Below are 24,312 nucleotides of genomic sequence, written 5' to 3'. Positions count from 1 at the left end.
TTTTATGAAATCGTTTTTAAACCTTATTAGATGGAAAAATTTACTGTTCATTGTCATCACCCAGTTACTTGTCAAATTTTTGTTTTTTGAAAATATGGGCGCTGAAACAGTGTTGAGTAGCATTGAATACGCACTTCTTATTTTCGTAAACATTGGCCTGGCAGCAGCAGGTTATATAATAAACGATCTTAACGATGTAAAAGCCGATAGTATCAATAAACCTCATAAAAGCTATATTGACCAGGGGGTTCCGGAAAAAGCGGCTTTTAGATGGTTTTTAATCTTCAATATTAGTGCGGTTAGTATTGGTTTCTATTTAGCCAATATTATTGGATACCCATCATTCGCCGCATTATTCATTATGTGCTCTGCCCTACTTTATGTGTATTCCACATATTTAAAGTTTGTTCCACTAGCAGGAAATATTGCGGTTAGTTTAATGGTTGGTGGTGTGGCAATTCTACCGGGAATTTTCGATCTTTTACCGGCGATTACCCTTCAAAATCAGGAGCTTCAGGCTTCACTATTTTTCACCCTCCTGGATTACGCTATTTTCGCATTTTTAATCAATTTACTTCGAGAAATGGTGAAAGATCAGGAAGATATTAAGGGCGATTATAACGTAGGTATAAATAGCCTTCCTATTTTATTAGGCCGTTGCCGAACAAATAAAATCATTTTCGCATTTACCATTTTACCAATAGCCACGCTGGTTTATTATATCTACAATTATATTTTTGACAATACTTATTTAGTACTTTATAGCCTTATTTTCATCCTTGGCCCTTTGCTTTATTTCGCAATTCGAATCATGGATGCTGAAAAAAAGAAAGAATATTCCCAATTAAGTATAATCCTGAAAATAGTTTTATTTTTCGGACTCATTTCTATCGGATTTCTAGAATTTTAAAATTCTGAAAACAAATTAAAACACCTGCAATTATGCTGAAAGACCTTTTAAAGAATAAAGAAATAGTTCTTGCCTCCGGCTCTCCAAGACGTCATCAATTTTTCAAGGATCTTGATATTCCATTCACAATGGATGTAAGACCCGTAAAGGAAGTTTACCCAGATTATCTAAAAAAAGAAGAAATCACTAATTTTTTAGCTGAATTGAAAGCGGAAGCTTTTCAAAAAGAATTAAAACAAAATCAAATTATAATTACCAGCGACACTATAGTTTATAATGAGGAAAAAGCACTGGGCAAACCAAAAACTTCAGCTGAAGCTAAGGAAATGCTTAAATCGCTTTCAGGGAAAACCCACAGCGTATTTACTTCAGTTTCTTTCACCACGCTAAAACATCAATCTACAGTTAATTGCGAAACCAAAGTCACTTTTAAAGAACTTACAAGCGGCGAGATTGACTATTACGTAGAAAATTTCAAACCTTTTGATAAAGCAGGCGGTTATGCAATTCAGGAATGGATTGGCCTAATTGGAATAACTAACCTGGAAGGAAGTTATTTTAATGTCGTAGGTCTGCCAACACATTTGGTCTATAACGAGCTTATTGATCTTGCTTCAATTCAATAATTTAAATAACTAATATTAAGATATTTGAATGTTGCAATATAATGTTTTAGATTAATAGGAGCTCTAAAGTAAAAAATCCTGAATAACTTAATTTTTTTTAACTGATTAATTCATTTTAAAATTACCTTTATATCAAAATTCTGAGTGAATATGTACGAAGTTTTGGTCACTTATAAATCGGAAATCACCTACACGGTAATTACTGTTTTTGCCCTATTAATTGTTCAGTTTTTATTAAAGAAAGCCGCCCATCGAGTTGGTAAGCGAAGCGAAATAGACTTCACAAGAACCAGGTTAATGTTTAAGTACATTAATATCCTTATTGTATTTATCTCTTTCTTTTTACTGGCAATTGCCTGGGGAATGGGCTTAACCGAACTTTCTCTTATATTTTCTTCGGTTTTCGCAGTATTAGGTGTTGCCTTATTTGCAATATGGTCTATTCTAAGCAATATCACTTCTGGGGTTATTTTATTTTTTTCCTTTCCGTATAAAATTGGAGACAAAATAAAGATACATGATAAAGACATGCCTATTGAAGCAATTATTGAAGACATAAAGGCTTTTCATTTACACCTCAGAACTTTAGAGGGAGAATTGATCACTTACCCTAATAATCTTATTCTGCAAAAAGCGGTTTCCCTTGTCGCAAAAGATGTGTATCAGGATGAAGATAAAAGCAGCCTCTAAACTCTAAAGCAAGTAAACCTTAGACCAAACTTTAGGGATTAATAGCACCATATTTTATCCTTGCAAGAAGTCTTAGATCGTTTATTCTAGATTATCGAGTAAATTCCTATCTTCAGGCGGCTAAAGTTTTTATATTTGGTTGTCTCATTAATTGCCTTTAACAATATGCGCAAAATACTTAGTATCCTTTGCATTTTTTTCCTGTGGAATTTAAACGCACAGGAACCCGAAAAACTAAATGCTTCTGAAATATTTCAGGAAATAAAAAAACTAAATTTCCTGGGCTCCGTTTTATATATAGGCGCCCATCCAGACGATGAAAACACGAGATTAATTTCCTACTTTTCCAACGAAAAAAATGCTCGAACCGCTTACCTATCTTTAACCCGCGGTGATGGTGGTCAAAACCTTATTGGCCCCGAATTAAGAGAACAACTGGGGCTTATTAGAACTCACGAATTACTTGCCGCAAGGCGTATTGATGGCGGCGAGCAGTTTTTTACCCGTGCTAATGATTTTGGTTATTCCAAAACACCGGAAGAAACTTTACAAATTTGGGATAAAGAAAAAGTACTGGCAGACGTGGTTTGGATTATTAGAAATTTTAAACCCGATGTAATTATAAATCGGTTTGACCACCGCACCGCCGGCTCCACCCACGGCCATCACACTTCTTCTGCTTTAATTAGTATAGAAGCTTTTGATGCCGCTGCCAATCCTAATAGATTTAAAGAGCAATTAGAATTTACAGAAACCCACCAACCTAAACGGACTTATTTTAATACTTCCCCCTGGTTTTATGGCGGGGACGAAGCTTTTGAAGAAGCCAGTAAAGACCGTTTTATAAGTTTTGATACCGGAGTTTATTTTCCACTCCTTGGACTCTCAAATCCTGAAATTTCTTCTTTAAGCCGCAGTGAACATCAATCCCAGGGGTTTGGTAGCACAGGTTCAAGAGGGAATCAAATGGAATATTTAGAACCCATTAAAGGAGATACCATTCGCTCGCAAGATGTTTTTGAAGGCATAGATACTTCCTGGAGTAAATTGGAAGGCGGTAATAAAATTGCTGAAATTCTGAATCAGGTTGAGGAAAATTATAATTTCCAGGATCCGGCCGCCAGTTTACCGAAATTACTGGAAGCCTATAAATTAATCCGCGAATTACCTAACGAGCATTGGCGCGAATTAAAAACCAAACAAATTAAGAACGTCATTTATGCCAGCGCAGGCTTATTTTTAGAAGCAGTAGCTGCAGAAGCTTCAGTAACTCAAAAAGATAGCTTACAGGTGAATTTGGAAGCGATTAATCGTAGTGATTTTCCCATCGAATTAACTAAGGTTATTATAAGACCCAATAATGCTGAAATTCAACCGGAAATTAAACTACAAAACAACGAAGACTGGCAACAGGAAGTAAGTATTAAAATCTCTGAAAATGCAGAATACACCAATCCCTATTGGTTAAAAGAAGGTCCTGGGAATGGAATGTACCAAGTAGAAGAGCAGAAATTAATAGGTTTGCCTGAAACCCCTAAAAATAATAGTGCTGTTTTCTTTCTAAAGTTTAAAGATATTCTGCTGGATTTTGAAAAACCCATAGTTTATAAATTTAACGATCCAGTTTTTGGAGAAACCTACCAACCTTTTGAGATTATCCCGCAAGTTTCGCTAAGCTTTGAAGATGATGTTGTGATTTTCGAAAATGATGAACCCAAAAATATCTCTGTAAAAGTCACATCGGGAAAAGCTAATGTTAAGGGAGAAGTTAGTCTTTCTGCAGGAAAAGGTTGGAAAATTACACCCGATAATCATAGATTCCAACTTCAGCAAAAAGGTAGTTCTGCTATTATTTCATTTAAGATTACTCCACCTAAAGATCAAAATGAAAGTTTTATCACACCAACCGCTACAATAGATGGTAGGGAATTTTCAGATAAATTAATCACTATAGATTATAAACATATTCCAAAGCAAAATCTGGTAGTTCCTTCAAAATTGAAAGTTGCCAGGTTAGAAATCGAAAAAAAGGGAGAATTAATCGGCTATATCGCAGGTGCAGGTGATGTTGTTCCTGAAAGTTTGGAGCAAATTGGGTATCGTGTTACAAAATTGAACGCAGCTTCAATTTCACAGGCTTCGCTTCAAAAATATGATGCAGTAGTTTTGGGAATTCGGGCGTTAAATACGGTTGAGGAATTAAAATATAAACAACAGGCGCTTTTAAACTATGTGAAAGATGGAGGAAATTTAATTATTCAATATAATACCAACAGAGGTTTAGTTACAGAGAATTTTTCTCCTTTTCCACTCGAATTATCTCGAGACAGAGTAACCGATGAATCTGCAGAAGTACGATTTTTAGCCGAAAATCATCCAATTCTAAACTCTCCAAACAAAATCACTAAAAATGATTTTGATAACTGGGTGCAGGAACGCGGACTTTATTTTCCAGACTCCTGGAGTGAAGAATTTACACCTGTACTTTCTATGAACGATAAAGGAGAAAGTGCAAAAAACGGCAGTCTTATGGTCGCAAAATACGGGGATGGTTATTTTATTTATACCGGACTAAGCTTTTTTAGGCAATTTCCAGAGGGAGTTCCCGGTGCTTACAGGCTTTTTGCCAATATGATTTCAATAGGAAAATAATGGAAAAACCTGAAAAATTTATCTGGAAAAAATCATACACCTTCGTGTTATTAGCCAATGCGGTATACATCGTACTTTTTTATTTTATAATGCTCCTATTCTCTTAATATGCAACTAATAGACTGGATTGTTCTTCTTGGCACTTTGGCGTTTATAGTGATATACGGTGTTTATAAAACCCGAAACAACCAGGGCGCCCAGGATTATATTCGTGGAGGCAGCGAAACCCGCTGGTGGACAATTGGCCTTTCTACTATGGCAACACAGGCCAGCGCAATTACTTTCCTTTCTACCCCGGGACAGGCTTTTCACGATGGGATGGGTTTTGTACAGTTCTATTTTGGCTTGCCCATTGCAATGGTAATAATTTGTTTATTTTTTATTCCAATTTACCGAAGGCTTAATGTTTACACCGCATACGAATATTTAGAATCAAGATTTGACAGGAAAACCAGGACCTTAACCGCTATTTTATTTTTAATACAGCGTGGCCTTGCTGCAGGATTAACCATTTTCGCACCAGCTATTATCTTATCAGCTGTTTTAGGCTGGAACCTTTCCGGACTTACTATCCTTATAGGTTCTTTAGTAATTATTTATACCGTTGCCGGGGGTACTAAAGCCGTAAGTGTTACGCACAAACAGCAAATGGCCGTGATTCTTACCGGGATGTTTGCCGCATTCTTTATTATTCTTAGCTATTTGCCAGAAAATATCAACTTTAGTAATGCCCTGGAAATAGCCGGTGCCAGCGGAAAAATGCAAATTCTTGATTTCTCACTCGATTTTGAAAACCGTTATACTTTTTGGAGCGGAATTATTGGCGGTAGCTTTTTGGCTCTCTCCTACTTTGGTACAGATCAAAGCCAGGTGCAACGTTATTTAAGCGGAAGATCGGTTAATGAAAGCAGGATGGGAATGATTATGAACGGAATGCTTAAAGTGCCATTACAGTTCTTTATTTTGCTTGTAGGCGTAATGGTTTTTGTTTTTTATCAATTCAATAATGCCCCTTTAAATTTTAATCCTGCTGCTACTGAAACTGTTTTAAATTCAGAATACGGGCACCAATATGAAGATTTAATGCAGGAACACGAAGAAATTCAGCAAGAAAAGCAAAATTTACATCTACAATTTGCCGAAAACAATAACTTTTCACCAGAGAATAGTGCTACGTATCGTGAAAACCTCGCTACTTTAAATACTTCCGAAAATGAAACCCGCCAAAAAGCACGCGAGCTAATTGATGCTTCAGATAAAGATGCTGAAAGCAATGATAAAGATTATATTTTCATTCATTTTATTCTAAATAATTTACCCCGCGGACTTATTGGACTTCTCCTTGCCGTAATCCTTTCTGCAGCTATGTCTTCTACCGCTTCAGAGTTAAATGCGTTGTCTTCAACTACTTCCATAGATCTCTACAAAAGAAGCCGAAAAACCGAAAAATCTGATGAGCACTATGTACGGGTTTCTAAATGGTTTACCCTTCTTTGGGGCAGTATTGCCATTGCTTTTGCCAGCGTGGCCAATTTGTTCGATAACCTTATTCAACTGGTAAATATTATCGGTTCTATTTTCTACGGAAATGTTTTGGGAATATTTTTACTCGCATTTTTTATTAAAATCGTAAATAGTAATTCGGTTTTTGTAGCCGCAATTATTACCCAGGTAATTGTAATTGCACTTTGGTATTTTGATACAATGCCGTACTTGTGGCTCAATTTAGCTGGTTGTTTACTTGTTATTAGCATAGCTTTGATCCTGGAGTTATTTATAAAAACACCTGAACACAAAATTAAAAGAACATGAAGAAAATAAAATGGGGCATTCTTGGCCTCGGAAAAATAGCCGGAAAATTTGCCGCCGGATTAAAGGATGTGGAAGGTGCTGAACTTTATGCCGTAGCCAGTAGATCTAAAACCAAAGCGGAAACTTTTGCTAAAGAGCATGAAGCTACTAAATTATTTTCCAGCTATGAAGCGATGCTGGAAGATAAAGATCTGGATGTGGTTTATATCGCCACCCCACACGTTTTTCATCATCAACAAACATTGCTTTGCTTAGATCATAAAAAAGCAGTTTTATGCGAAAAACCATTTGCGATGAATAAAAAGCAGGTGGAAGAAATGATCGCAAAAGCAAAAAAAGAAAATGTATTTCTTATGGAAGCGATGTGGACACAGTTTCTGCCGCATTTTCTATTTGTAATCGAACAAATTAAATCTGAAAAATATGGCAAGATCAAGAACCTTAAAGCCGATTTTGGATTTCCGGCACCGGTAGATCTGGATAAACGGCTTTACAATAAAGACCTGGGTGGAGGAAGTTTACTGGATATTGGGATCTATCCTATTTTTATGGCGATGAGCGCATTAGGTATGCCAAAGGAAATTCAGGCGAAAGCTAATTTCAGTGAAACCGGGATTGATGAAGATTGTAATATGGTTTTTGAGTATGACGGTGGAATTGAAGCCGAATTGAGCAGTTCTATCGTTAAGAAAACCCCGACCACGGCAGTTATTCAATTAGAAAAAGCAACAATTACGCTTAACACGAGATTTCACGAACCTACCAGCTTAACTATTAAAACTCCCAAAGGTGAAGAAATTAAGGAATTTCAAGTAAAGGCTAATGGATATAATTTTGAAGCCGAACATGTTCAAAAAATGCTCTTAGAAGTCAAAACCGAAAGCGGTGAAATGACTTTTGCAAGAAGTCTGCAGCTAATTGATTTGTTGGATAAAGTGAGAGATGAAATTGGGCTGGAATATTAAATTACTACCCAATCGTCATCCTGAACTTGATTCAGGATCTATGCTGATGTTTTTGTGATTCCTGTTTTATATATGAATACAAAAAAACCTCACAGGTTTTGATGACCTGTGAGGTTTGATATTTTTTGAGATTATAAGGATTAAGCTTCTACTTTCTTGGTAGTTTTCACTTCTTCCCCTGCTTCGCTTTCAACTTCTGCTAAATAACGCTCTGCATCAAGAGCGGCCATACAACCTGTCCCTGCTGCGGTAACCGCCTGGCGATAAATTTTATCCTGAACATCTCCAGAAGCAAAAACACCCGGAATATTAGTTTTAGTAGATTTAGACTCAGTAATTAGATACCCGGTTTCGTCCATCGTTAATTTTCCTTTAAAGATGTCAGTATTTGGTTTATGTCCAATCGCAATAAACAGTCCCGTAATATCAATTTGTTCTTTTTCACCGGTTTGGTTGTTTATCATTTTAAGACCTTCTACTACCTGATCTCCCACAACTTCTTCTATCTCTGTATTATAACGAAGATCGATGTTCTTTGTACTGGTAACTCTATGTTGCATAGCTTTGGAAGCTCGCATTTGGTCGCCTCTTACCAACATCGTTACTTTATTGCAAATATTGGCTAGGTATGTAGCCTCTTCTGCAGCGGTATCTCCACCACCAACGATTGCCACATCCTGACCTTTATAGAAAAATCCGTCACAAACAGCACATGCAGAAACCCCACCGCCACGTAAACGTTGTTCACTAGGCAAACCAAGATACTTAGCCGTTGCACCGGTAGAAATAATTATAGTTTCGGCTTCAACCCAGGTAGCATTATCTACACAAGCTCGGTGAATGCCTCCAACCTTATCATTTAATTCAACCTCGGTTACCATACCAATTCGTACTTCAGTACCAAAACGTTCAGCCTGCTTTTGCAAATCCATCATCATTTTTGGTCCATCTACGCCATCAGCATAACCAGGAAAATTATCCACTTCGGTAGTTGTGGTTAACTGTCCGCCGGGCTCCATTCCAGTATACATAACCGGTTTAAGATCTGCCCTGGAAGCATAAATTGCAGCGGTATATCCCGCAGGTCCAGATCCAATAATTAATGTTTTTATTCTTTCTATTTTATCACTCATTTTATCTTGTTTTTCTGTCATACAAAAGTACTAACTTTCGTTATATTCTAAGGCTAAACTCATTAAGTTTTCCTATTAGTAAATAATTTGAAGGTATAGATTTCATTGAGAAAACAAAAATTAGGGGCTTCCCAAAATTTAACTATACCTTTGTCTGGAAACAACCTAAAAGCATTTAAATTTTGATTATCGAGTAAATGGAACTTACTTTATTCAATATACTTGATATCCTGGGGACAATAGCCTTCGCTATTTCTGGCGCTTTGGCTGCTATGGACCGAAGACTGGACCTCTTTGGTATTTTTATTATCGGTTTTGTTACGGCTATTGGTGGCGGTACTTTACGCGACACCCTTATTGGAAACACCCCAGTTACCTGGATGGAAAATACTATTTATATCTATCTTATTGGCGTTGTTACCGTACTTGCTATTATTTTTAGAAATAAAATTAATTACCTTAAAAAATCTCTTTTCCTGTTTGATACCATAGGTTTAGGCATTTTCACTATAACCGGTGTTGAAATAGGAATTAGAAATGGTCTTGATCCCATAATTTGCGTGGCTTTAGGCGCCATGACGGGAACTTTTGGAGGTGCAATTAGGGATATTCTTTGTAATGAAATTCCGGTAATCTTTAGAAAAGAAATTTATGCAACCGCCTGTATCTTTGGTGGACTTGTTTTCGTGATTATGCATGATTTAGGCATTAACCAGGATATCATTTACCTTACCACCTCCCTAATCGTTATTTCTATTCGCATTATTGTTGTGAAATATCATATCTCACTCCCCTATTTCTATATTTCTTCGGAAAAAAGTAATTAATTTTCAATTTTCACGTTTAGCTCGATAGACTTTCTACCGTGGTGATTTATTGCCTCCTAATGCGGAAGTTTCTTCCGAAGCAATCCATATAAAAAAGTTCCTAAAAGTGACCCTGCAAAAACAATTAAAATAGGCATAAACCCTGCACCAACTAAAGTAAAAATTGGTCCAGGGCAAGCACCTGCAAGCGCCCAGCCTAATCCGAAAATAATTCCGCCATACATATAACGGCTAAAACTTTTTTCTTTCGGAACAAAAGAAATTCGTTCACCATAAAAAGATTTAAGGTTTTTTCGTTTTATAATTTGTACGCCAATTATTCCTAAAAACAAGGCTGACCCCATAATTCCGTACATATGGAATGATTGAAACTGAAACATCTCATAAATTCTGAACCAGGAAGCGGCTTCAGATTTAAACATTACGATTCCAAAAAATATACCAATCAATAAATATCCTATACTTCTCATAATTTCAATTTAAAATATTAGCGGAAATAATACATGTACCATCACCAAACCTCCAATAAAAAATCCAACAACGGCGATTAAAGAAGGTAATTGCAAATTACTAAGCCCTGAAATGGCGTGACCAGAAGTGCACCCCCCGGCATAACGCGCTCCAAAACCAATTAAAATTCCGCCTATTAAAAGAACGATTAACGCTTTTATTCCTCCAACTGCTTCCCAGGAATATAATTCGGTGGGTAGATAAGCTTCACCGGCGCTATTAAATCCTAAATCTTCCAAAAGAGAGACTGTATCTGGATTTATAGCGACTGAAAGATCATTGCTTAACAAATTGGCGCCAATGAATCCGCCTATGATAGCCCCTGCCACTACAATTAAGTTCCAACGTTGCGATCTCCAATCAAAATCAAAGAAATCAGCTTTAGAATCGGCACCGCACATGGTGCACATCGTCCTAAGGTTGGAAGACATTCCAAATTGTTTCCCGATAAAAATTAGCAAAAACATTGTTACCGCTATAAGCGGACCTGATACATACCAGGGCCAGGGCTCAAAAATCCATTCCATAGTTTTTATTTTTTATGAAGTGCAAATTAAACCTAATTTACGAAGGAAGACAGTAACAATTGTTACAAGGCGAAGCTATTAGAATAGACCCTGATCTAAATTAAAGGTGAGGTTTTAAAGACATTAAATGAAAAAACCTCACAGGTTTTGGAAACTTGTGAGGTTTAAATTTAAATGGAATGATTTAGTTGAAATAAGATTTCAAATTCTCCAACACTTTTTCCGATAAACGCCTTTGGGTTTCTGCGCTCCAACCGGCGCTTTTATCGTAGGAGATCACCCGATTTATTTCCTTTGTTTCTTCGGATAACGAAGCCCCGCCATCCCCGTCGAAAATCGCAAAGTTTCCTTCAGCTTTTATCCATTTTACAAAAGCTTTTTCTTCAAATGGAAGTCCCAGCGAAGTATTGATCAATATTTTTCCTGAACCAAAAGTTTTAAATTCCTTTTCTGATAAAATTTCGATATTCTTCGGAAGGTGCAGCGAAATAATTTCGGTGGTTTCCAGCAACTCTTCCAATTCCAGGTATTTTATTCCTTTTTCTTCCCAATCTTTTTTCCTACTTCTACTGAAATAATAAAGATCGGCTCCCAGCGGAAATAAAGCTTCGGCCAACATTTGTCCTGTGGTTCCCAGCCCTAAAATCCCAATCTTTTTATCGGTAAGTTCTACCGGCAATTTTCGCCACTGATTTTCACCAAATCCGTGTAGCAATCTTATCAATTCAGAAATTATAAATTCTATAACCCCAGGATCACCATAATCGAAAATCCCTTTCACGGTAATCCCTTTTTCCCTGGCAAAATCTACCGCTACGTTTGCTGATTCATCATCATAAAGGCTGCAAGCCATGCCAATATATTTAAGATTGCTGCATTGCTTTATAACATTTTCTGGAATTTGGGTTTTCCAGGAAACTATAACAGCTTCGGCATCGCCAATTCGATTAATAAGTTCTTTTTCTGTTTCGGGACTATCTTTATAAACATCAACTTTAGCCTCACTAAATTCCTTAAGTTTATCTATAGCCCAGTCTTCTAATTTTGTATGGTCTACACAAACTATTCTATTGAATTTCTTCATTTTCAATTCAGGTTTACAATGGAATATTTCCGTGCTTTCTTTTCGGTCTTAATACTTTTTTATCCTCAAGCATACTAAAAGCTTTCAGTAATTTTCTACGGGTTTCTTTTGGCATAATTACCTCATCAATAAATCCGCGTTGTGCAGCTTCAAATGGATTCGCAAAAGTTTCCGCATATTCGGTCTCTTTTTCAGCTAATTTAGCTTCGCTATCTTCTGCTTCCTGAATTTCTTTTCTGAAAATAATTTCACTCGCCCCTTTTGCTCCCATTACGGCAATTTCAGCCGTGGGCCAGGCAAAGTTAAGATCGGCGCCAATATGTTTGGAGTTCATTACATCATAAGCACCACCATAAGCTTTTCTAGTAATTACGGTTACTTTTGGAACTGTAGCTTCACTTAGCGCATAAAGCAGTTTAGCTCCGTTCAGAATAATTCCATTCCATTCCTGATCGGTTCCTGGTAAAAACCCGGGAACATCAACCAGCACCAGCAACGGAATATTAAAACAATCGCAAAAACGAGTAAAACGAGCGGCTTTCTTCGAAGAATCTACATCTAAAACCCCGGCTAGGCTCATGGGTTGATTGGCAACAATTCCAACACTTCTTCCTCCCAAACGCGCAAAACCAACAATAATATTATCGGCGTAATCTTTATGAATTTCGTAAAAAGAATCTTCATCTATAATTCCACGAATCACCTCGTGCATATCGTAAGGCTTATTCGAACTATCTGGAATTAAAGAATCCAGCTCTTCCCTAATTTCATCACCTAATTCATACGGAAGTTTTTCCGGTGCCTTTTTATTGTTTTGCGGCATATAGCTCACCAATTTCTTGATATCTTCCAGGCAAGCGATATCGTTAAAAGAGGTTATATGGGTAACTCCCGATTTTGTAGCGTGGGTAGAAGCACCGCCAAGTTCTTCGGAAGTCACTTCTTCATTCGTTACCGTTTTCACCACATTGGGCCCGGTAACAAACATATAACTGGTATCCTGAACCATAAGTGTAAAATCGGTCATAGCTGGCGAATAAACCGCACCACCGGCGCAAGGTCCCATGATTGCTGAAATCTGCGGAATAACGCCTGATGCTTTTACATTTCTATGGAAAATATCGGCATAACCTCCTAAAGATTTTACGCCTTCCTGAATTCTCGCCCCACCAGAATCGTTTAAACCAATCATAGGTGCCCCCACTTTCACAGCCAGGTCCATCACTTTACAAATTTTCTCAGCGTGCGTTTCAGAAAGAGAACCGCCAAAAACGGTAAAATCCTGGGCAAAAAGATAGACCAGTTTTCCGTTAATGGTACCGTATCCAGTTACTACTCCGTCGCCATAATATTTTTGCTTTTCCATCCCAAAACCGGTAGTTCGGTGGGTTACCAAAATCCCGATTTCTTCAAAAGAACCTTCATCCAGCAAATAATCTACGCGTTCCCTGGCAGTAAGTTTTTTTTGTGCGTGCTGCTTTGCAATACGCTTCTTACCCCCACCGAGATGCGCTTTTTTAATTTTATCCTGTAACTTTTCTATATTTTGACTCATCAATATTTTTTTTACTCGATAATCGAGATTTTTCTCGAAATTGAAAAATTTTACATTTAATTCCTCATGGGTTTGCCGCGAGGTAATTTACTTCAGCTTAAAGAGATTGGAATATTAATTTTGTGGAATACGCACTTGTTCCCGGTCTTTTAGGTATTTCTTTAAAGCTACCAACGCGGCAAGTTTAGCTTCCTCTTTGATCTCATCCTGCAATTTTTCTGCGGAATAATAATTCTTTACGAAATGCGTATCAAAATTCCCGCTTCTAAAAGCTTCGTGCTCAAAAACAAATTTTCCAAAAGGAAGCGTGGTCATTACGCCTTCAACTTCATACTCAGCGATGGCTTTCAGCATTAACTGAATTGCTTCTTCACGGGTTTTTCCGTAGGTAATTAATTTTGCCAGCATTGGGTCGTAATAAATAGGGACTTCCATTCCTTCTTCAAACCCGTTATCAACCCTAATATTCTCTCCGTGCGGAATTCGGTATTTTTCCAAATTCCCAACACTGGGCATAAAATTATCCATAGGATCTTCGGCATATACCCGAAGTTCCATGGCGTGCCCCTTTATTTTTAAATCTTCCTGATTCAATTTCAACTTCTCACCTCTTGCAATTCTAATCTGTTGCTCAACCAGATCTACACCAGTAATATATTCGGTAACGGGGTGTTCCACTTGCAAACGGGTATTCATTTCCAGGAAATAGAAATTCTCATTTTCATCGAATAAAAATTCTACAGTTCCAGCGCCTACATAATCACAAGCTTTTGCCACTTTTACAGCGGCTTTTCCCATTTGTTTGCGAAGTTTTGAATCTAAAACTACCGAAGGCGCTTCTTCAACCACTTTTTGATGCCTACGCTGCACGCTGCACTCCCGTTCAAAAAGATGAATATAATTTCCATGGGAATCGGCTAAAACCTGGATCTCAATGTGGCGCGGAGAGGAAACATATTTCTCTATAAAAACCGAACCATCTCCAAAAGCAGATTCGGCTTCGCTAATGGCACGTTTCATTTGATCTTCTAAATCTTTTTCCTTTTCAACGATACGCATTCCTTTACCACCACCACCGGCAGAGGCTTTTATCAAAATTGGAAATCCTATTTCTTTGGCGATTTTCCTTGCTTCTTCGGGATCGGTAATCGCTTCGTCAATTCCTGGAACCATGGGGATATCATATTCCTTAACCGCATCTTTAGCAGCTAATTTGCTCCCCATAATTTTAATGGCTTTAGAACCCGGACCAATCCAGGTGATTCCGTTTTTCTCTACATTTTCGGCAAAACCGGCATTTTCACTTAAAAATCCGTAGCCGGGATGTATTCCATCTACACCTAATTCGTTTGCTACTTCAATTATTTTATCGCCTTTTAAATACGATTCGTTAGAAGGAGCTTCCCCAATACACACTGCCTCATCTGCAAATTTCACGTGGGGTGCGTTCCTATCGGCTTTAGAAAAAATTGCTACGGTTTTGATTCCCATTTTTTGAATGGTTTTCATTACCCGCAAAGCAATCTCTCCCCTATTAGCTACTAATATTTTTTTCATTTTATCTTTTTTGAATTCAAACTTTTTATTCCCCCTTTGGGGGCTAGGGGGCTTATTCCATTTCAATCAATAACTGATTTTTCTCTACAGTTTGTCCCTGCTTTACTGAAACAGATTTTACTATTCCATCTCTTGGGGCAGTAAGGGTGTTTTCCATTTTCATCGCTTCCAGTACCAGCAAATAATCCCCTTCTTTAACTTCAGAACCTTCTTCTACGTTAACTTCAAGGATAAGACCCGGCATTGGCGCTTTTATATCGTTAATCATTTGTGCAGTTCCAAGGGAAAGTCCCATTTCTTCTATCAGTAAATCCAGCTCATTAGAAATAGTTACTTTATAAGTATTGGAGTTGATCTTAATATCATACTGACGTTGAAGAAAATTCTCGGAAGAAACCTCGGCTTTAAAACTTCGGTTATTTTGAAGAAGGTGAAAATTATTTTCAGAAATTTTCTGTGTATCTAAAGCGGTAATTTGGTCCTGGGTGAATTCAAATTCAAATGAATCATTCACCTTAACCTTATATTTTTTTTCCATATTTCGTGGTTTTCAACTTAAAATTGAAGCTTATGTTGTAAATATAGAAAAAGTTTGGAGCATTTACTTATGAGTTTTCAAGATTTAGTTTTTGGATATTTTCAATCTGTTTACAATTAAACATAAAAAAAGCCCTGTAAATTCAATTATCTACAGGGCTTTAAAATAACAACTAATTAATTATGAAAACTCCTTAATCGCATCGCTAAGATCATAAACTTTCTTATTCCTAAATTTATTCTCTAAAATGCTGCTTCCAGCTGCAGAACGATATCCGCCCGCACAGTGAACTACAAAAGGTTTATCTTCGGAAAGTTCATCGGCGCGGTCTCTTAATTCATTCAGCGGAATTGCCTCTGCATTTTCAAAGATCTGCCCTTCAGCAATTTCACTGGCATTTCTAATATCTACGATGGTATATTTATCTTTATTGGCTTTAAAATCTTCTAAATTGAAATCATCTGAAGATTTTGAAACTTTATCAGATAAAGTAATTATTCCTATCATCTGTTTTTCATAACCAACTTTTGCGGTCCTTTCCAGTAATTCATCCATTTGTGCGACACTCTCGGCTACCAGGTAAAATTCTTCCCTGGGTTGAATTATAGCACCCAACCAGGTTTCAAATTTATCACTTTCAGAACGCGCCATAATATTAATACTATTTAGCAAATGTCCTTTCTTATAGTCTTTTTCATCACGTGTATCTACAACGGTAATCCCTTCCTTTTCTACAGAATCTACATAAAGTTTAACCGGAACTTCATATTTTGCTTTTTGAACATTTAAAGCTCCATTTCTATTTAAGTCTACGTTGAAACCGAAATAAGAAGGAATAAACGGTTGATCTTTCAATATTTCTTCTACAAATTCTTCTTCGGTTTGGTCTTTGAACGCCCAATTTCCCTGGCGTTCATTTCCTAAAGTGCTGGAAGCCGCATCACTCATATTTTTTCCGCAAAGGGAACCGGCACCATGCGCAGGATAAACCAAAGTATCATCTGGTAAATCGTTGAATTTAGTTTGCATGGTATGATACATCTGTTTGGCCAATTCAACACGTTTAGCCTTCATATTACCGGCTTTTTCACGTAAATCTGGTCTGCCCACGTTTCCTATAAAAAGCGTGTCACCGCTAAACATCACGGTTTTTCCGTTTTCTTCAGCAATAAAAGTTAAACTATCTGGCGAGTGACCAGGAGTGTGAAGAGGTTTTATACTGGTATTTCCAATTTTAACTTCATCCCCTTCATCAAAAGCAGTATGTGGGTAATCTACCCCAACTTTTTCACTAATATATATTTTCGCACCGGTTTCCTCCTGAATTTGCAAATGCCCGCTTACAAAATCGGCGTGCGGGTGTGTTTCAAATACCGCTACGATTTTCGCGTTATTTTCTTCAGCATATTTATAATATTGCAAAGGATTACGGCTTGGATCTACCAGGGCCATTTCTCCGTTACTTATAAGGGCGTATGAATAATGCGCCAATGGTTCGTCTTTAAACTGTTTTATTTTCATTTCTTTGACTCTTTAAATTATAATTTGATTTCTGTGTGTTCTTTTTTAAAAATGGAAAAACCATTTGGTTTTTAAAATCTTCAGGAAAATTTTCATCTCCTTCAAAACCTAATTCTATATTTTTTCCTTCTTGCGGAATATATGCCGTCCCAAACAAATAGTCCCAAATGCTCAGGCTTAAACCAAAATTCATCCCGTAAGGTCTTTCTGCAGGAAGTAATTTTGAATGATGCCAGATATGCATTTTAGGATTATTCAGAATATACCCGAAAACTCCATAATTCCAGCCCACATTCGCGTGGTTTAAATGGCCGATAAAAACGGCAAACATATGCACCACAAAAAACTCCTGAATCCCAAAGCCAATCATCGCTAACGGAACATACTGCACCGTTTTATAAATTATAGTTTCCATAAAATGAAATCTAAATTGAGCGGCAAAACCCATTTCCTTTACGCTATGGTGTACTTTATGAAATTCCCAAAGCCATGCGCGTTTATGCAATTGCCTATGCACATTCCATTGAATAAAATCGGCAATTACAAACATAATGAGTAACTGTATCCAAATAGGAAAATTCTGTACTTCTATGGCTACGATATTAGTAATTCCAAAAATGCCTAAAAGATCATTAAAGAGTTCTACGGCAACATTGGAGATCGCATTATACCCAACCAGTGAAAACAGGAAAAAGTTAAATAAAATATAGAACGTATCCAGCCAGAAACCTTTGCGAAAAACCTTTTGTTCTTTTCGCCAGGGGATTACTATCTCCAATACCCAAACTAAAAGCGACAATCCTATAAGCCAATAAAAATAATTGGTCCAGGATGGATTATTGATTTCATTTACCAGATAATTAAAATATCCGGTAAAAGAATCAGCAATTATGTTTAAGTACTTTTCCAAGCAGTTTTTAAATTTCTAAAGCAAAAATATAATAATCCTACACTTCGGGCAGTAACTTTTGTTACAGTTAAAAGGCATCAATATAAAGAGAAGTTTAATTTTACACTCATTAACATTCTAAAACGATATAGTGTTAGCTTACGTTAAATAATAGATTTTGCTTAGTTTTCTATTTAATTTTATACTGAATTAAAGAGAAAAATTATGACTAAGATGAAGTTAAAATATACGTTTGGTTTAGGTGGTGTGGCAATTGGCCATGGATTTAAACCTATAAGTAATGAACAGGCAGAGAAAACCCTAAAAGCAGCCTGGAAGGCCGGTGTAAGATACTACGATACTTCACCCTGGTACGGACTTGGCTTGAGTGAAAGACGTTTCGGACATTTTTTGAGCAGTAAAGAACGGGAAGATTATGTACTTTCTACAAAAGTAGGAAGGGTTCTAACTGCAACGAAAAACACACCTGAAGTAATGTGGCAGGATCCTGCTCCATTTGATTATAAATATGACTATTCTGCGGAAGCCGTAAGACGCTCGGTAGAAGATAGTTTACAACGTTTAGGCGTGGAATATTTGGATTATGCGTTTATCCATGATCTCTCTCCAGATCATAACGAAGAATATGAAGAGGGCACTACCTGGGAAGATCATTTTGAAGTTGCGAAGAAAGGCGCAATGCCAGAGCTCGAAAAAATGAAAGAAGAAGGTCTTATAAAAGCCTGGGGACTAGGAGTTAATACTATTGAGCCAATTTTAAAAACATTGGAGGTCGCAAAACCTGATGTTTTTCTTTCGGCGATTCAATATTCATTGGTACATCATAAAGATGCACTGGAACGTTTATTACCGGCTATAGAAAAAAGCGAAGCCACTTTAATAAATGCCGCGCCGTTCAATGCAGGCTTACTTGCTGGGCAAAAACGTTATAATTATGCTGGTGAAATGCCTGATGATATTTCGGAACGATATAAAAAGATCCTGAAAATCGCAGAAAAGCATAAAGTAGATTTGGTTGCGGCTTCGCTCCAATTTGCCCTTGCTCCTAAAGCTGCCGATACGGTTCTTGCAGGAGCAAGTAAGCCGGAGCAAGTACAGGAAAATGTAAAAGCACTGGAAATAAAAATCCCTTCTGAATTCTGGGAAGAATTAAAGGCTGAAAATCTTATTGATCAAAAAGCTGAAGTACCTGCTTAGATCCCAACCCACGAATTCACTAAAAAATATATGTGAATTCGTGGGTTTCAATTTTAAAAATTGAAATGGGTAACAAAGTTTAACTGATTAAAATTACTTTTATTAAAGATACTTTGAGCATCGGTTTGGTTTTGATTTCTCCTGTAAATCCATAAAATATCAAAATTCAAACCTTCCAAAAATCCGTGTGCGCGATAACTTAAATGACTATTTACCTGGAAAGATTCATCAACATTATATTTATTGAATTCAAACTTACCGGTTTTGGGACCCTGTAATTGCTGCATTTCTATTCCAAGATGAAAATCGGGTTTTGGCAAATGATATTCTGCTTTAAAGGTAAAAACATCTGCATTTCCCAGGCCTTCCAGTCGGGATCGGGGAATAGAAGTAAAAAAGCGATCCCGCCCTAATTCCTTCGGAAATAAAAACCGGCCGGTATCAAAAGCGCGAGTATAAGCAAAAGCCAGGTTGAACCCCGATTTTTTCCAACTCAGCTGGGAACTCAGTATCTGTCCATTTTCCCCAGGTTGCACATATCTATTCACATAAGCCAGATCTTCAGAATAGGAAAAAGGATGCTGGTAAGCATATTGAACTCCGAAGTTAAAATCGGCCAGGTCATACCCGATTTCTGCCCAAATAGTATTCATTACTTTATCCTGGTAAAAATCATAAAAATTAAGCTGAAGATTATCCTTTCTGAAATTGTAGTTCAAAATCCCAATTCCTGATGAAGGATAAAATTCGTGATAATCAGCCATTTCTCCATTGGGTTGAAATCCGTTATAGAAAAGTCCTAAAGCTTCATCCATACCAAACCATTCGGTAGTTGAGCGAGGCGAAACCCCATCAATCCAGCCTAAATTAACCTCGTGCTTTGAATTGAAATTTAGATGTACCCAGCCACCCCGGTGGGCAAAAGGTTTCATTCGGCCATCGCTATGATTTAAAAGTGGCGTAAATTCGGTTTCAAGCTTTCCATAACTTAAATAGGAATTTCCAAATCGATACCTTACAAATAACTCCTCCAACCTATCAAGATCCCTAAAATTTCCTTTATTCAATACATCATAAAGTTCGTATTCCCATTTAGCATTTTTTCCCGTTACCGCATCCTCAACACCCAAATCACTGCCAAAGGTTTTGTAAGTAAAAATTCCCTTCACTCCAATCTCAAAACCTTTAAAATTTCCGGTAGTAAAGCCAATGGCACCGCCGCTTGCATTGGTATAATAATCCTTTAACTCACCCCGGTTAATGGTATTCATATAGAAATTACGAATATGGCCGTGGAAGGTTGCGTTTTTAAATATATCTGTAAGTTGAGGCTTTTCTTCTTTTAAGGAATCGGTAGATTGAGCCTTAAGATTAAGACTTAAAATCAGGAATAAAAATAAAGCATGTAAATTAAGAACTTTCAATATTTAAGATTTTCAGATTCAGATTGCAAAAGTCTCTATTCTTTGAGACCGCTGCAGTAACAAGGGTTACCTTAAACAAAATTGCTTTGTAACATTAGTCACGCTATTATCAAAATCTTCTAATTACTTTTGCGAAATATGAAGGGAATACAGAAAACACTATTACTTCTTGGCTTTCTTACAGGCTTTTCAACTGTGGCTCAAAATAACGGCGTGAAAGTAGCCGGAGCGATGAAAAATGTGATGAAAAAAGGAGAACTTCAGGGTACAATTTCCCTGGATTCTGTAGCTAAAAAAGGTGTTTACGGACTTGGACCTGTAGAATTCCTAAGTGGTGAACTGCTTATTTTAGACGGAGAAGTTTTTAAATCAGTTGTTAGGAATGAAAATTCAATGGAAGTTGTAAAAACAAATGCTGTTAAAGCACCGTTTTTTGTTTATGCTGAAGTTGAAAAGTGGAAATCGGTTTCACTTCCAAACTCAGTAAACTCATTGGAGAATTTAGAAAATTTTTTAAATGAAAGGACGCCTGATGATGCGGAAGCTTTTCCGTTCCGACTAAAAGGAAAAATCAATTCAGCTAAAATTCATATTGTAAATTTACCTCAAGGCCAAAAAGTGAGTTCTCCAAAAGAAGCTCACGAAGGACTTACAAATTATACTTTAGAAGATAAAGAAATAGAAATTCTCGGATTTTTCTCACGCAAACACCAGGCAGTTTTTACGCATCACAATACCTATATGCATCTTCATTTAATTACCGAAGACAAAAAGCAGATGGGGCACCTGGACCAGGTTGAGTTTGATGCAAATAATTTAAAACTCTATCTTCCCGAATAATGCAAATCAAAGCTTACATAGCGATTTTCCTTACCGTGATTTTCTTCGGAAAATTCCTGATGCTGGACGCAAAAGTGCTGAATAGTATTTTGGATGCTGAAGGAATTGCGCTGGTAAACCCGTTTTGTAAGAAAAAAGTCCAAAAATCGGTAGATGATAAAACCTTCACACAAGATTCTTCGGTATTGGTGATTAGCAGCGATGCCGTTTGTAATCCGGCCTTTAACCTGGCAAAAATGGCCTGGTTCGAGACCGAAATAACAACAAATTTCCAAGATTACAATTACCTCAATCCTGCGGTAATTTCAACCTATTTCTCCAAAAACTACCCTCCTCCAAAGGCATTAGGGGCATAAACAACATATATAATTCCGAAGATACCTTCGGAAGAAATTTTATTCACTAATTCCTAATCAAAATGAATTCACAAATTTTAGTGAGTCGTCGCTCTGTACAGGTTTTACGGGTGATGCTTAGCGGGATATTTCTCGTAGCCAGTTTACACCATTTATTCAATATTGAAAAAACGGTTAACAGGATAGATCAGGCAAATTTTAAAGGAATCGCTTATTTCTTCGGCAACCCTGAGTTGCTGGTAATGCTCTCAGGAGTTGTAATGCTTATCGCCGGGATTGGGTTAATTATAGGTTTTAAAACCCGTTGGGCGGCCACGATTTTGCTCGCCGTTTTAATCCCTATAACCTTAACGGTGCAGGTAGGGCAAATTACAACACTGGGTCCGCTCTTTAAAAATATCGCGATTTCCGGCGGACTCCTGTTTTTTATCCTAAACGATTTTAAAGATCACCAAACAAGAAAAATATAAACGGCTGTTTCAGCCATAAAAATTTAAAAAATGAAAAATTCAATTTTAATCTTTACAGCTTTTTTTATGCTGTTTTCAATAACTACAAATGCTCAAAATCACAATCCCGAAAAGAATAATTATGTGGTTTTAACTAAGAAAATTCCACAGCTACAACCCATTCTAATTACTGCGGAAGAATTACAGGCAGAAGATGCACATCATTTTGGTGATTTCCAGGTTATTGTTTGCGGCCAGACTGTAAAAGGTTTAACCGATAAAGAAGAAATGAAAAAGTTTATCCAGCGAGCCAAAAAAGCCAATGTCACCCTTAATGCCTGCGGATTTTCCCTCAAAAAATTTGGTGTAGATCCTAAAGCGATTCCATCAGAAATGGAAGTTGTTGAAAATGGAATACTATATGATTTTCAACTTCAGAAAAAAGGATATTTCAGTATAGAGCTTTAACAGCGTCACCCTGAACTTGTTTCAAGGTATAAATAATTAAACATATTAGATGCTGAAACAAGTTCAGCATGACGTGATAACTTTAATTCAAAATACAAAACATATGGTTTCCAAAAAAAGAATAAAACCAATTCTAGTCCTGTTTTCAGGAATAATTAGTCTGATTTTTTTTACTTCCTGCAACAATACAGAAAGTAAAACCAGGAAAGAAAAAAACGAAGAAACTACAAAAATCACGATACTCCAAACTGCCGATATCCACGGCCAGTTAGATGCACACCCAGAATTATTTTGGGAAAATGAAGAAATAGTATTTAAAGAACGTGGCGGTCTCGCTCACATTCAAACCTTATTTGAAGAAGAAAGAGCCAAAAACCCCAACACCATAATTTTGGATGGCGGCGATCTTATTCAGGGAAGTGGTTATGCAGCACTTTCTGAAGGAAAAATCTTTCCTGATATTATTAAAAATATGGATTACGATCTTATCGTACCCGGAAACTGGGAAGTGGTTTATGGAAAAGAAGTAATGATGGACGTTTTACAGGGTTTTGAAACCCCGGTGATTGTTCAGAATATGTTTCACGAGAGAGATAAAAAAGAACTTTTTCCACCTTACTGGACCAAAGAAATTGAAGGTGTAAAACTCGGGTTTATCGGAATAAACGATCCCGATGTTCCAGTTCGGCAAAACCCAATTTTCAGTGAAGGTATTGGTTTTAGCGGCTTAGACGAAGGTGTTAAGGAACTTATTCAGAAAGTGAAAACCGAAGAAAAAGTTGATGCGCTATTTTTAGTGACGCATTTTGGAATTTTTAAGCAAATTGAATTAGCCAACAACCCAATAGTTAAAGATGTAGATTATATTTTCGGAAACGATACCCACGAAAGGGTTCGGCAACCCATTGAAGGGAAATATGCGAAGGTTACAGAGCCCGGAGCTTTTGGATCTTTTGTTGGGAAATTAAATCTCTATTTTAAAGATGGCGAAATTGTAGATGAGGAATATGAATTAATGGAAGTTGATCCTGAAAAATATGCTGCAAATCCTGAAATAGCCGGGTTAGTTAAGAAAGCTAAAGCTCCTTACAAAGAACACCTGGAAACCGTAATCGGCTATACCGAAACTCCTCTTTATCGCTATTTAACCGTAGAAAACCCGATGGATAATATGATTACCGATGCAGCTCGTTGGAAAACCGGTGCCGATATTTCAATTTCTAACGGATTTCGCTTCGGAAATCCTATAGTTCCCGAAAACGGGGAAGCTGCGCCAATTACAAGAGCAAATTTGTGGAATTTATTACCGGTAAACGAAAAAGTAAAAACCGGAAAAGCCAGCGGAAAACAAATTAAAGATTGGTTAGAAAATGAAATGCACAATGCATTTGCCCAAAACTCAACCGAACGATTTGGGGGCTGGCTGGTAAGATTTTCAGGAATGGAAGTCGATTTTAATTCTCAAAACGAAAAAGGGCAACGCATACAATCGGTTACTGTTAAAGGCGAGGAAATGCAGGATGATGAATATTACACGATTTCAGCCTGTGTTCGTCCCGGCGATCCTATTGATAATTTATGCCGAATGCCAAATGTAAAAGATGTAGAAGTAAAAGACTATACCATTCACGAAGTTGTTGAAGAATATTTGCAAAAACATTCTCCAATTTCCCCTAAACTGGATGGCCGCGCTTATTGCGAATATTTAGGCGAAAAATCTTTTTCTACAGTTCCCGGAATAGATTATGAATTCCATTAAAT

At 37.1% G+C, this 24,312-nt stretch carries 23 protein-coding genes; 13 read left to right on the top strand and 10 right to left on the bottom strand.

Annotation, left to right across the window (positions count from 1 at the left end; translation table 11 throughout):
- The first annotated feature begins 4 nt into the window (after positions 1–4).
- From FG27_RS17420 to FG27_RS17395, 6 genes are all read left to right on the top strand, one after another.
- Positions 5–910, top strand: a complete 906-nt coding sequence (locus tag FG27_RS17420) for a geranylgeranylglycerol-phosphate geranylgeranyltransferase (RefSeq protein WP_037321378.1) — start codon at positions 5–7, stop codon at positions 908–910.
- 32 nt (positions 911–942) lie between these two features.
- The gene (locus FG27_RS17415; protein ID WP_037321376.1) at positions 943–1,536 is read left to right on the top strand and encodes a Maf-like protein; all 594 of its coding nucleotides are present in this window, start codon (positions 943–945) and stop codon (positions 1,534–1,536) included.
- 150 nt (positions 1,537–1,686) lie between these two features.
- The gene (locus FG27_RS17410; RefSeq protein ID WP_037321373.1) at positions 1,687–2,226 is read left to right on the top strand and encodes a mechanosensitive ion channel domain-containing protein; all 540 of its coding nucleotides are present in this window, start codon (positions 1,687–1,689) and stop codon (positions 2,224–2,226) included.
- 165 nt (positions 2,227–2,391) lie between these two features.
- On the top strand, positions 2,392–4,878 hold the full coding sequence (locus FG27_RS17405) for a PIG-L family deacetylase (RefSeq protein WP_037321371.1): 2,487 nt from the start codon (positions 2,392–2,394) through the stop codon (positions 4,876–4,878).
- Positions 4,879–4,986: 108 nt separating this feature from the next.
- Positions 4,987–6,690, top strand: coding sequence for a sodium:solute symporter (locus FG27_RS17400; RefSeq protein WP_037321368.1), 1,704 nt, complete (start codon positions 4,987–4,989; stop codon positions 6,688–6,690).
- The gene (locus tag FG27_RS17395; protein ID WP_037321365.1) at positions 6,687–7,655 is read left to right on the top strand and encodes a Gfo/Idh/MocA family protein; all 969 of its coding nucleotides are present in this window, start codon (positions 6,687–6,689) and stop codon (positions 7,653–7,655) included. The genes FG27_RS17400 and FG27_RS17395 overlap by 4 nt, the downstream gene beginning before the upstream one ends.
- Before the next feature lie 140 nt (positions 7,656–7,795).
- Here FG27_RS17395 and trxB read toward each other — a convergent pair whose 3' ends face one another.
- Complete coding sequence (trxB, locus tag FG27_RS17390) at positions 7,796–8,788, bottom strand: thioredoxin-disulfide reductase (RefSeq protein WP_037322453.1); 993 nt, start codon at positions 8,786–8,788, stop codon at positions 7,796–7,798.
- A gap of 197 nt (positions 8,789–8,985) precedes the next feature.
- Between trxB and FG27_RS17385 the strand changes: the two genes are divergently transcribed.
- On the top strand, positions 8,986–9,615 hold the full coding sequence (locus FG27_RS17385) for a trimeric intracellular cation channel family protein (protein ID WP_037321363.1): 630 nt from the start codon (positions 8,986–8,988) through the stop codon (positions 9,613–9,615).
- Between the two features lie 56 nt (positions 9,616–9,671).
- On the opposite strand, the gene FG27_RS17380 is transcribed toward FG27_RS17385, so the two are convergent.
- The 8 genes from FG27_RS17380 to FG27_RS17345 all read right to left on the bottom strand — a co-directional run bounded on the left by FG27_RS17380 (position 9,672) and on the right by FG27_RS17345 (position 17,817).
- Entirely contained in the window at positions 9,672–10,085 is a 414-nt protein-coding gene (locus FG27_RS17380; RefSeq protein WP_037321360.1) for a DUF6691 family protein, read from the bottom strand.
- A 9-nt stretch (positions 10,086–10,094) separates the two neighbouring features.
- Positions 10,095–10,652: a YeeE/YedE family protein gene (locus FG27_RS17375; RefSeq protein WP_037321358.1), complete on the bottom strand. Its 558-nt coding sequence runs from the start codon at positions 10,650–10,652 to the stop codon at positions 10,095–10,097.
- A 184-nt stretch (positions 10,653–10,836) separates the two neighbouring features.
- Positions 10,837–11,736, bottom strand: a complete 900-nt coding sequence (locus FG27_RS17370) for an NAD(P)-dependent oxidoreductase (RefSeq protein ID WP_037321355.1) — start codon at positions 11,734–11,736, stop codon at positions 10,837–10,839.
- Positions 11,737–11,749: 13 nt separating this feature from the next.
- Positions 11,750–13,291, bottom strand: coding sequence for an acyl-CoA carboxylase subunit beta (locus FG27_RS17365; RefSeq protein WP_037321352.1), 1,542 nt, complete (start codon positions 13,289–13,291; stop codon positions 11,750–11,752).
- Positions 13,292–13,405: 114 nt separating this feature from the next.
- A complete protein-coding gene (gene accC / locus FG27_RS17360) occupies positions 13,406–14,848 on the bottom strand; it encodes an acetyl-CoA carboxylase biotin carboxylase subunit (RefSeq protein ID WP_037322451.1) in 1,443 nt (480 codons plus the stop codon).
- Positions 14,849–14,900: 52 nt separating this feature from the next.
- Positions 14,901–15,386, bottom strand: a complete 486-nt coding sequence (locus tag FG27_RS17355; RefSeq protein ID WP_037321349.1) for an acetyl-CoA carboxylase biotin carboxyl carrier protein subunit — start codon at positions 15,384–15,386, stop codon at positions 14,901–14,903.
- Between the two features lie 180 nt (positions 15,387–15,566).
- Entirely contained in the window at positions 15,567–16,907 is a 1,341-nt protein-coding gene (locus tag FG27_RS17350) for a rhodanese-like domain-containing protein (protein WP_037321346.1), read from the bottom strand.
- Entirely contained in the window at positions 16,888–17,817 is a 930-nt protein-coding gene (locus tag FG27_RS17345) for a sterol desaturase family protein (protein ID WP_051935922.1), read from the bottom strand. Before FG27_RS17345 ends, FG27_RS17350 begins: the two co-directional genes overlap by 20 nt.
- Positions 17,818–18,030: 213 nt before the next feature.
- Between FG27_RS17345 and FG27_RS17340 the strand changes: the two genes are divergently transcribed.
- Complete coding sequence (locus FG27_RS17340; RefSeq protein WP_231563354.1) at positions 18,031–19,014, top strand: aldo/keto reductase; 984 nt, start codon at positions 18,031–18,033, stop codon at positions 19,012–19,014.
- Positions 19,015–19,067: 53 nt separating this feature from the next.
- Here the strand turns inward: FG27_RS17340 and FG27_RS17335 are convergent, their stop codons facing one another.
- On the bottom strand, positions 19,068–20,438 hold the full coding sequence (locus FG27_RS17335) for a hypothetical protein (RefSeq protein ID WP_037321342.1): 1,371 nt from the start codon (positions 20,436–20,438) through the stop codon (positions 19,068–19,070).
- A 138-nt stretch (positions 20,439–20,576) separates the two neighbouring features.
- Between FG27_RS17335 and FG27_RS17330 the strand changes: the two genes are divergently transcribed.
- The 5 genes from FG27_RS17330 to FG27_RS17310 all read left to right on the top strand — a co-directional run bounded on the left by FG27_RS17330 (position 20,577) and on the right by FG27_RS17310 (position 24,310).
- The gene (locus FG27_RS17330) at positions 20,577–21,278 is read left to right on the top strand and encodes an acetolactate decarboxylase (RefSeq protein ID WP_037321339.1); all 702 of its coding nucleotides are present in this window, start codon (positions 20,577–20,579) and stop codon (positions 21,276–21,278) included.
- Entirely contained in the window at positions 21,278–21,634 is a 357-nt protein-coding gene (locus FG27_RS17325; protein WP_037321336.1) for a hypothetical protein, read from the top strand. The genes FG27_RS17330 and FG27_RS17325 overlap by 1 nt, the downstream gene beginning before the upstream one ends.
- A gap of 62 nt (positions 21,635–21,696) precedes the next feature.
- On the top strand, positions 21,697–22,104 hold the full coding sequence (locus FG27_RS17320; RefSeq protein ID WP_037321333.1) for a DoxX family protein: 408 nt from the start codon (positions 21,697–21,699) through the stop codon (positions 22,102–22,104).
- A gap of 30 nt (positions 22,105–22,134) precedes the next feature.
- Positions 22,135–22,551 carry a DsrE family protein gene (locus FG27_RS17315; RefSeq protein ID WP_037321330.1) on the top strand — a complete coding sequence of 139 codons (417 nt, stop codon included), beginning with the start codon at positions 22,135–22,137 and terminating at the stop codon, positions 22,549–22,551.
- A 49-nt stretch (positions 22,552–22,600) separates the two neighbouring features.
- The gene (locus FG27_RS17310; protein WP_231563353.1) at positions 22,601–24,310 is read left to right on the top strand and encodes a bifunctional UDP-sugar hydrolase/5'-nucleotidase; all 1,710 of its coding nucleotides are present in this window, start codon (positions 22,601–22,603) and stop codon (positions 24,308–24,310) included.
- The last annotated feature ends 2 nt before the right edge of the window (positions 24,311–24,312 follow it).

The sequence above is a fragment of the Salegentibacter sp. Hel_I_6 genome, from assembly GCF_000745315.1.
Lineage (GTDB): Bacteria > Bacteroidota > Bacteroidia > Flavobacteriales > Flavobacteriaceae > Salegentibacter.
The sequence above is the reverse complement of the archived record's forward strand: the minus strand, read 5'-3'. Positions and strand labels throughout refer to the sequence as shown.

Excerpts from the sequence above, each read along its gene's own strand:
- FG27_RS17420 (WP_037321378.1), top strand. The coding sequence starts at position 5 with ATGAAATCGTTTTTAAACCTTATTAGATGGAAAAATTTACTGTTCATT.
- FG27_RS17415 (WP_037321376.1), top strand. The coding sequence starts at position 943 with ATGCTGAAAGACCTTTTAAAGAATAAAGAAATAGTTCTTGCCTCCGGC.
- FG27_RS17410 (WP_037321373.1), top strand. The coding sequence starts at position 1,687 with ATGTACGAAGTTTTGGTCACTTATAAATCGGAAATCACCTACACGGTA.
- FG27_RS17405 (WP_037321371.1), top strand. The coding sequence starts at position 2,392 with ATGCGCAAAATACTTAGTATCCTTTGCATTTTTTTCCTGTGGAATTTA.
- FG27_RS17400 (WP_037321368.1), top strand. The coding sequence starts at position 4,987 with ATGCAACTAATAGACTGGATTGTTCTTCTTGGCACTTTGGCGTTTATA.
- FG27_RS17395 (WP_037321365.1), top strand. The coding sequence starts at position 6,687 with ATGAAGAAAATAAAATGGGGCATTCTTGGCCTCGGAAAAATAGCCGGA.
- trxB (WP_037322453.1), bottom strand. The coding sequence starts at position 8,788 with ATGAGTGATAAAATAGAAAGAATAAAAACATTAATTATTGGATCTGGA.
- FG27_RS17385 (WP_037321363.1), top strand. The coding sequence starts at position 8,986 with ATGGAACTTACTTTATTCAATATACTTGATATCCTGGGGACAATAGCC.
- FG27_RS17380 (WP_037321360.1), bottom strand. The coding sequence starts at position 10,085 with ATGAGAAGTATAGGATATTTATTGATTGGTATATTTTTTGGAATCGTA.
- FG27_RS17375 (WP_037321358.1), bottom strand. The coding sequence starts at position 10,652 with ATGGAATGGATTTTTGAGCCCTGGCCCTGGTATGTATCAGGTCCGCTT.
- FG27_RS17370 (WP_037321355.1), bottom strand. The coding sequence starts at position 11,736 with ATGAAGAAATTCAATAGAATAGTTTGTGTAGACCATACAAAATTAGAA.
- FG27_RS17365 (WP_037321352.1), bottom strand. The coding sequence starts at position 13,291 with ATGAGTCAAAATATAGAAAAGTTACAGGATAAAATTAAAAAAGCGCAT.
- accC (WP_037322451.1), bottom strand. The coding sequence starts at position 14,848 with ATGAAAAAAATATTAGTAGCTAATAGGGGAGAGATTGCTTTGCGGGTA.
- FG27_RS17355 (WP_037321349.1), bottom strand. The coding sequence starts at position 15,386 with ATGGAAAAAAAATATAAGGTTAAGGTGAATGATTCATTTGAATTTGAA.
- FG27_RS17350 (WP_037321346.1), bottom strand. The coding sequence starts at position 16,907 with ATGAAAATAAAACAGTTTAAAGACGAACCATTGGCGCATTATTCATAC.
- FG27_RS17340 (WP_231563354.1), top strand. The coding sequence starts at position 18,031 with ATGAAGTTAAAATATACGTTTGGTTTAGGTGGTGTGGCAATTGGCCAT.
- FG27_RS17330 (WP_037321339.1), top strand. The coding sequence starts at position 20,577 with ATGAAGGGAATACAGAAAACACTATTACTTCTTGGCTTTCTTACAGGC.
- FG27_RS17325 (WP_037321336.1), top strand. The coding sequence starts at position 21,278 with ATGCAAATCAAAGCTTACATAGCGATTTTCCTTACCGTGATTTTCTTC.
- FG27_RS17320 (WP_037321333.1), top strand. The coding sequence starts at position 21,697 with ATGAATTCACAAATTTTAGTGAGTCGTCGCTCTGTACAGGTTTTACGG.
- FG27_RS17315 (WP_037321330.1), top strand. The coding sequence starts at position 22,135 with ATGAAAAATTCAATTTTAATCTTTACAGCTTTTTTTATGCTGTTTTCA.
- FG27_RS17310 (WP_231563353.1), top strand. The coding sequence starts at position 22,601 with ATGCTGAAACAAGTTCAGCATGACGTGATAACTTTAATTCAAAATACA.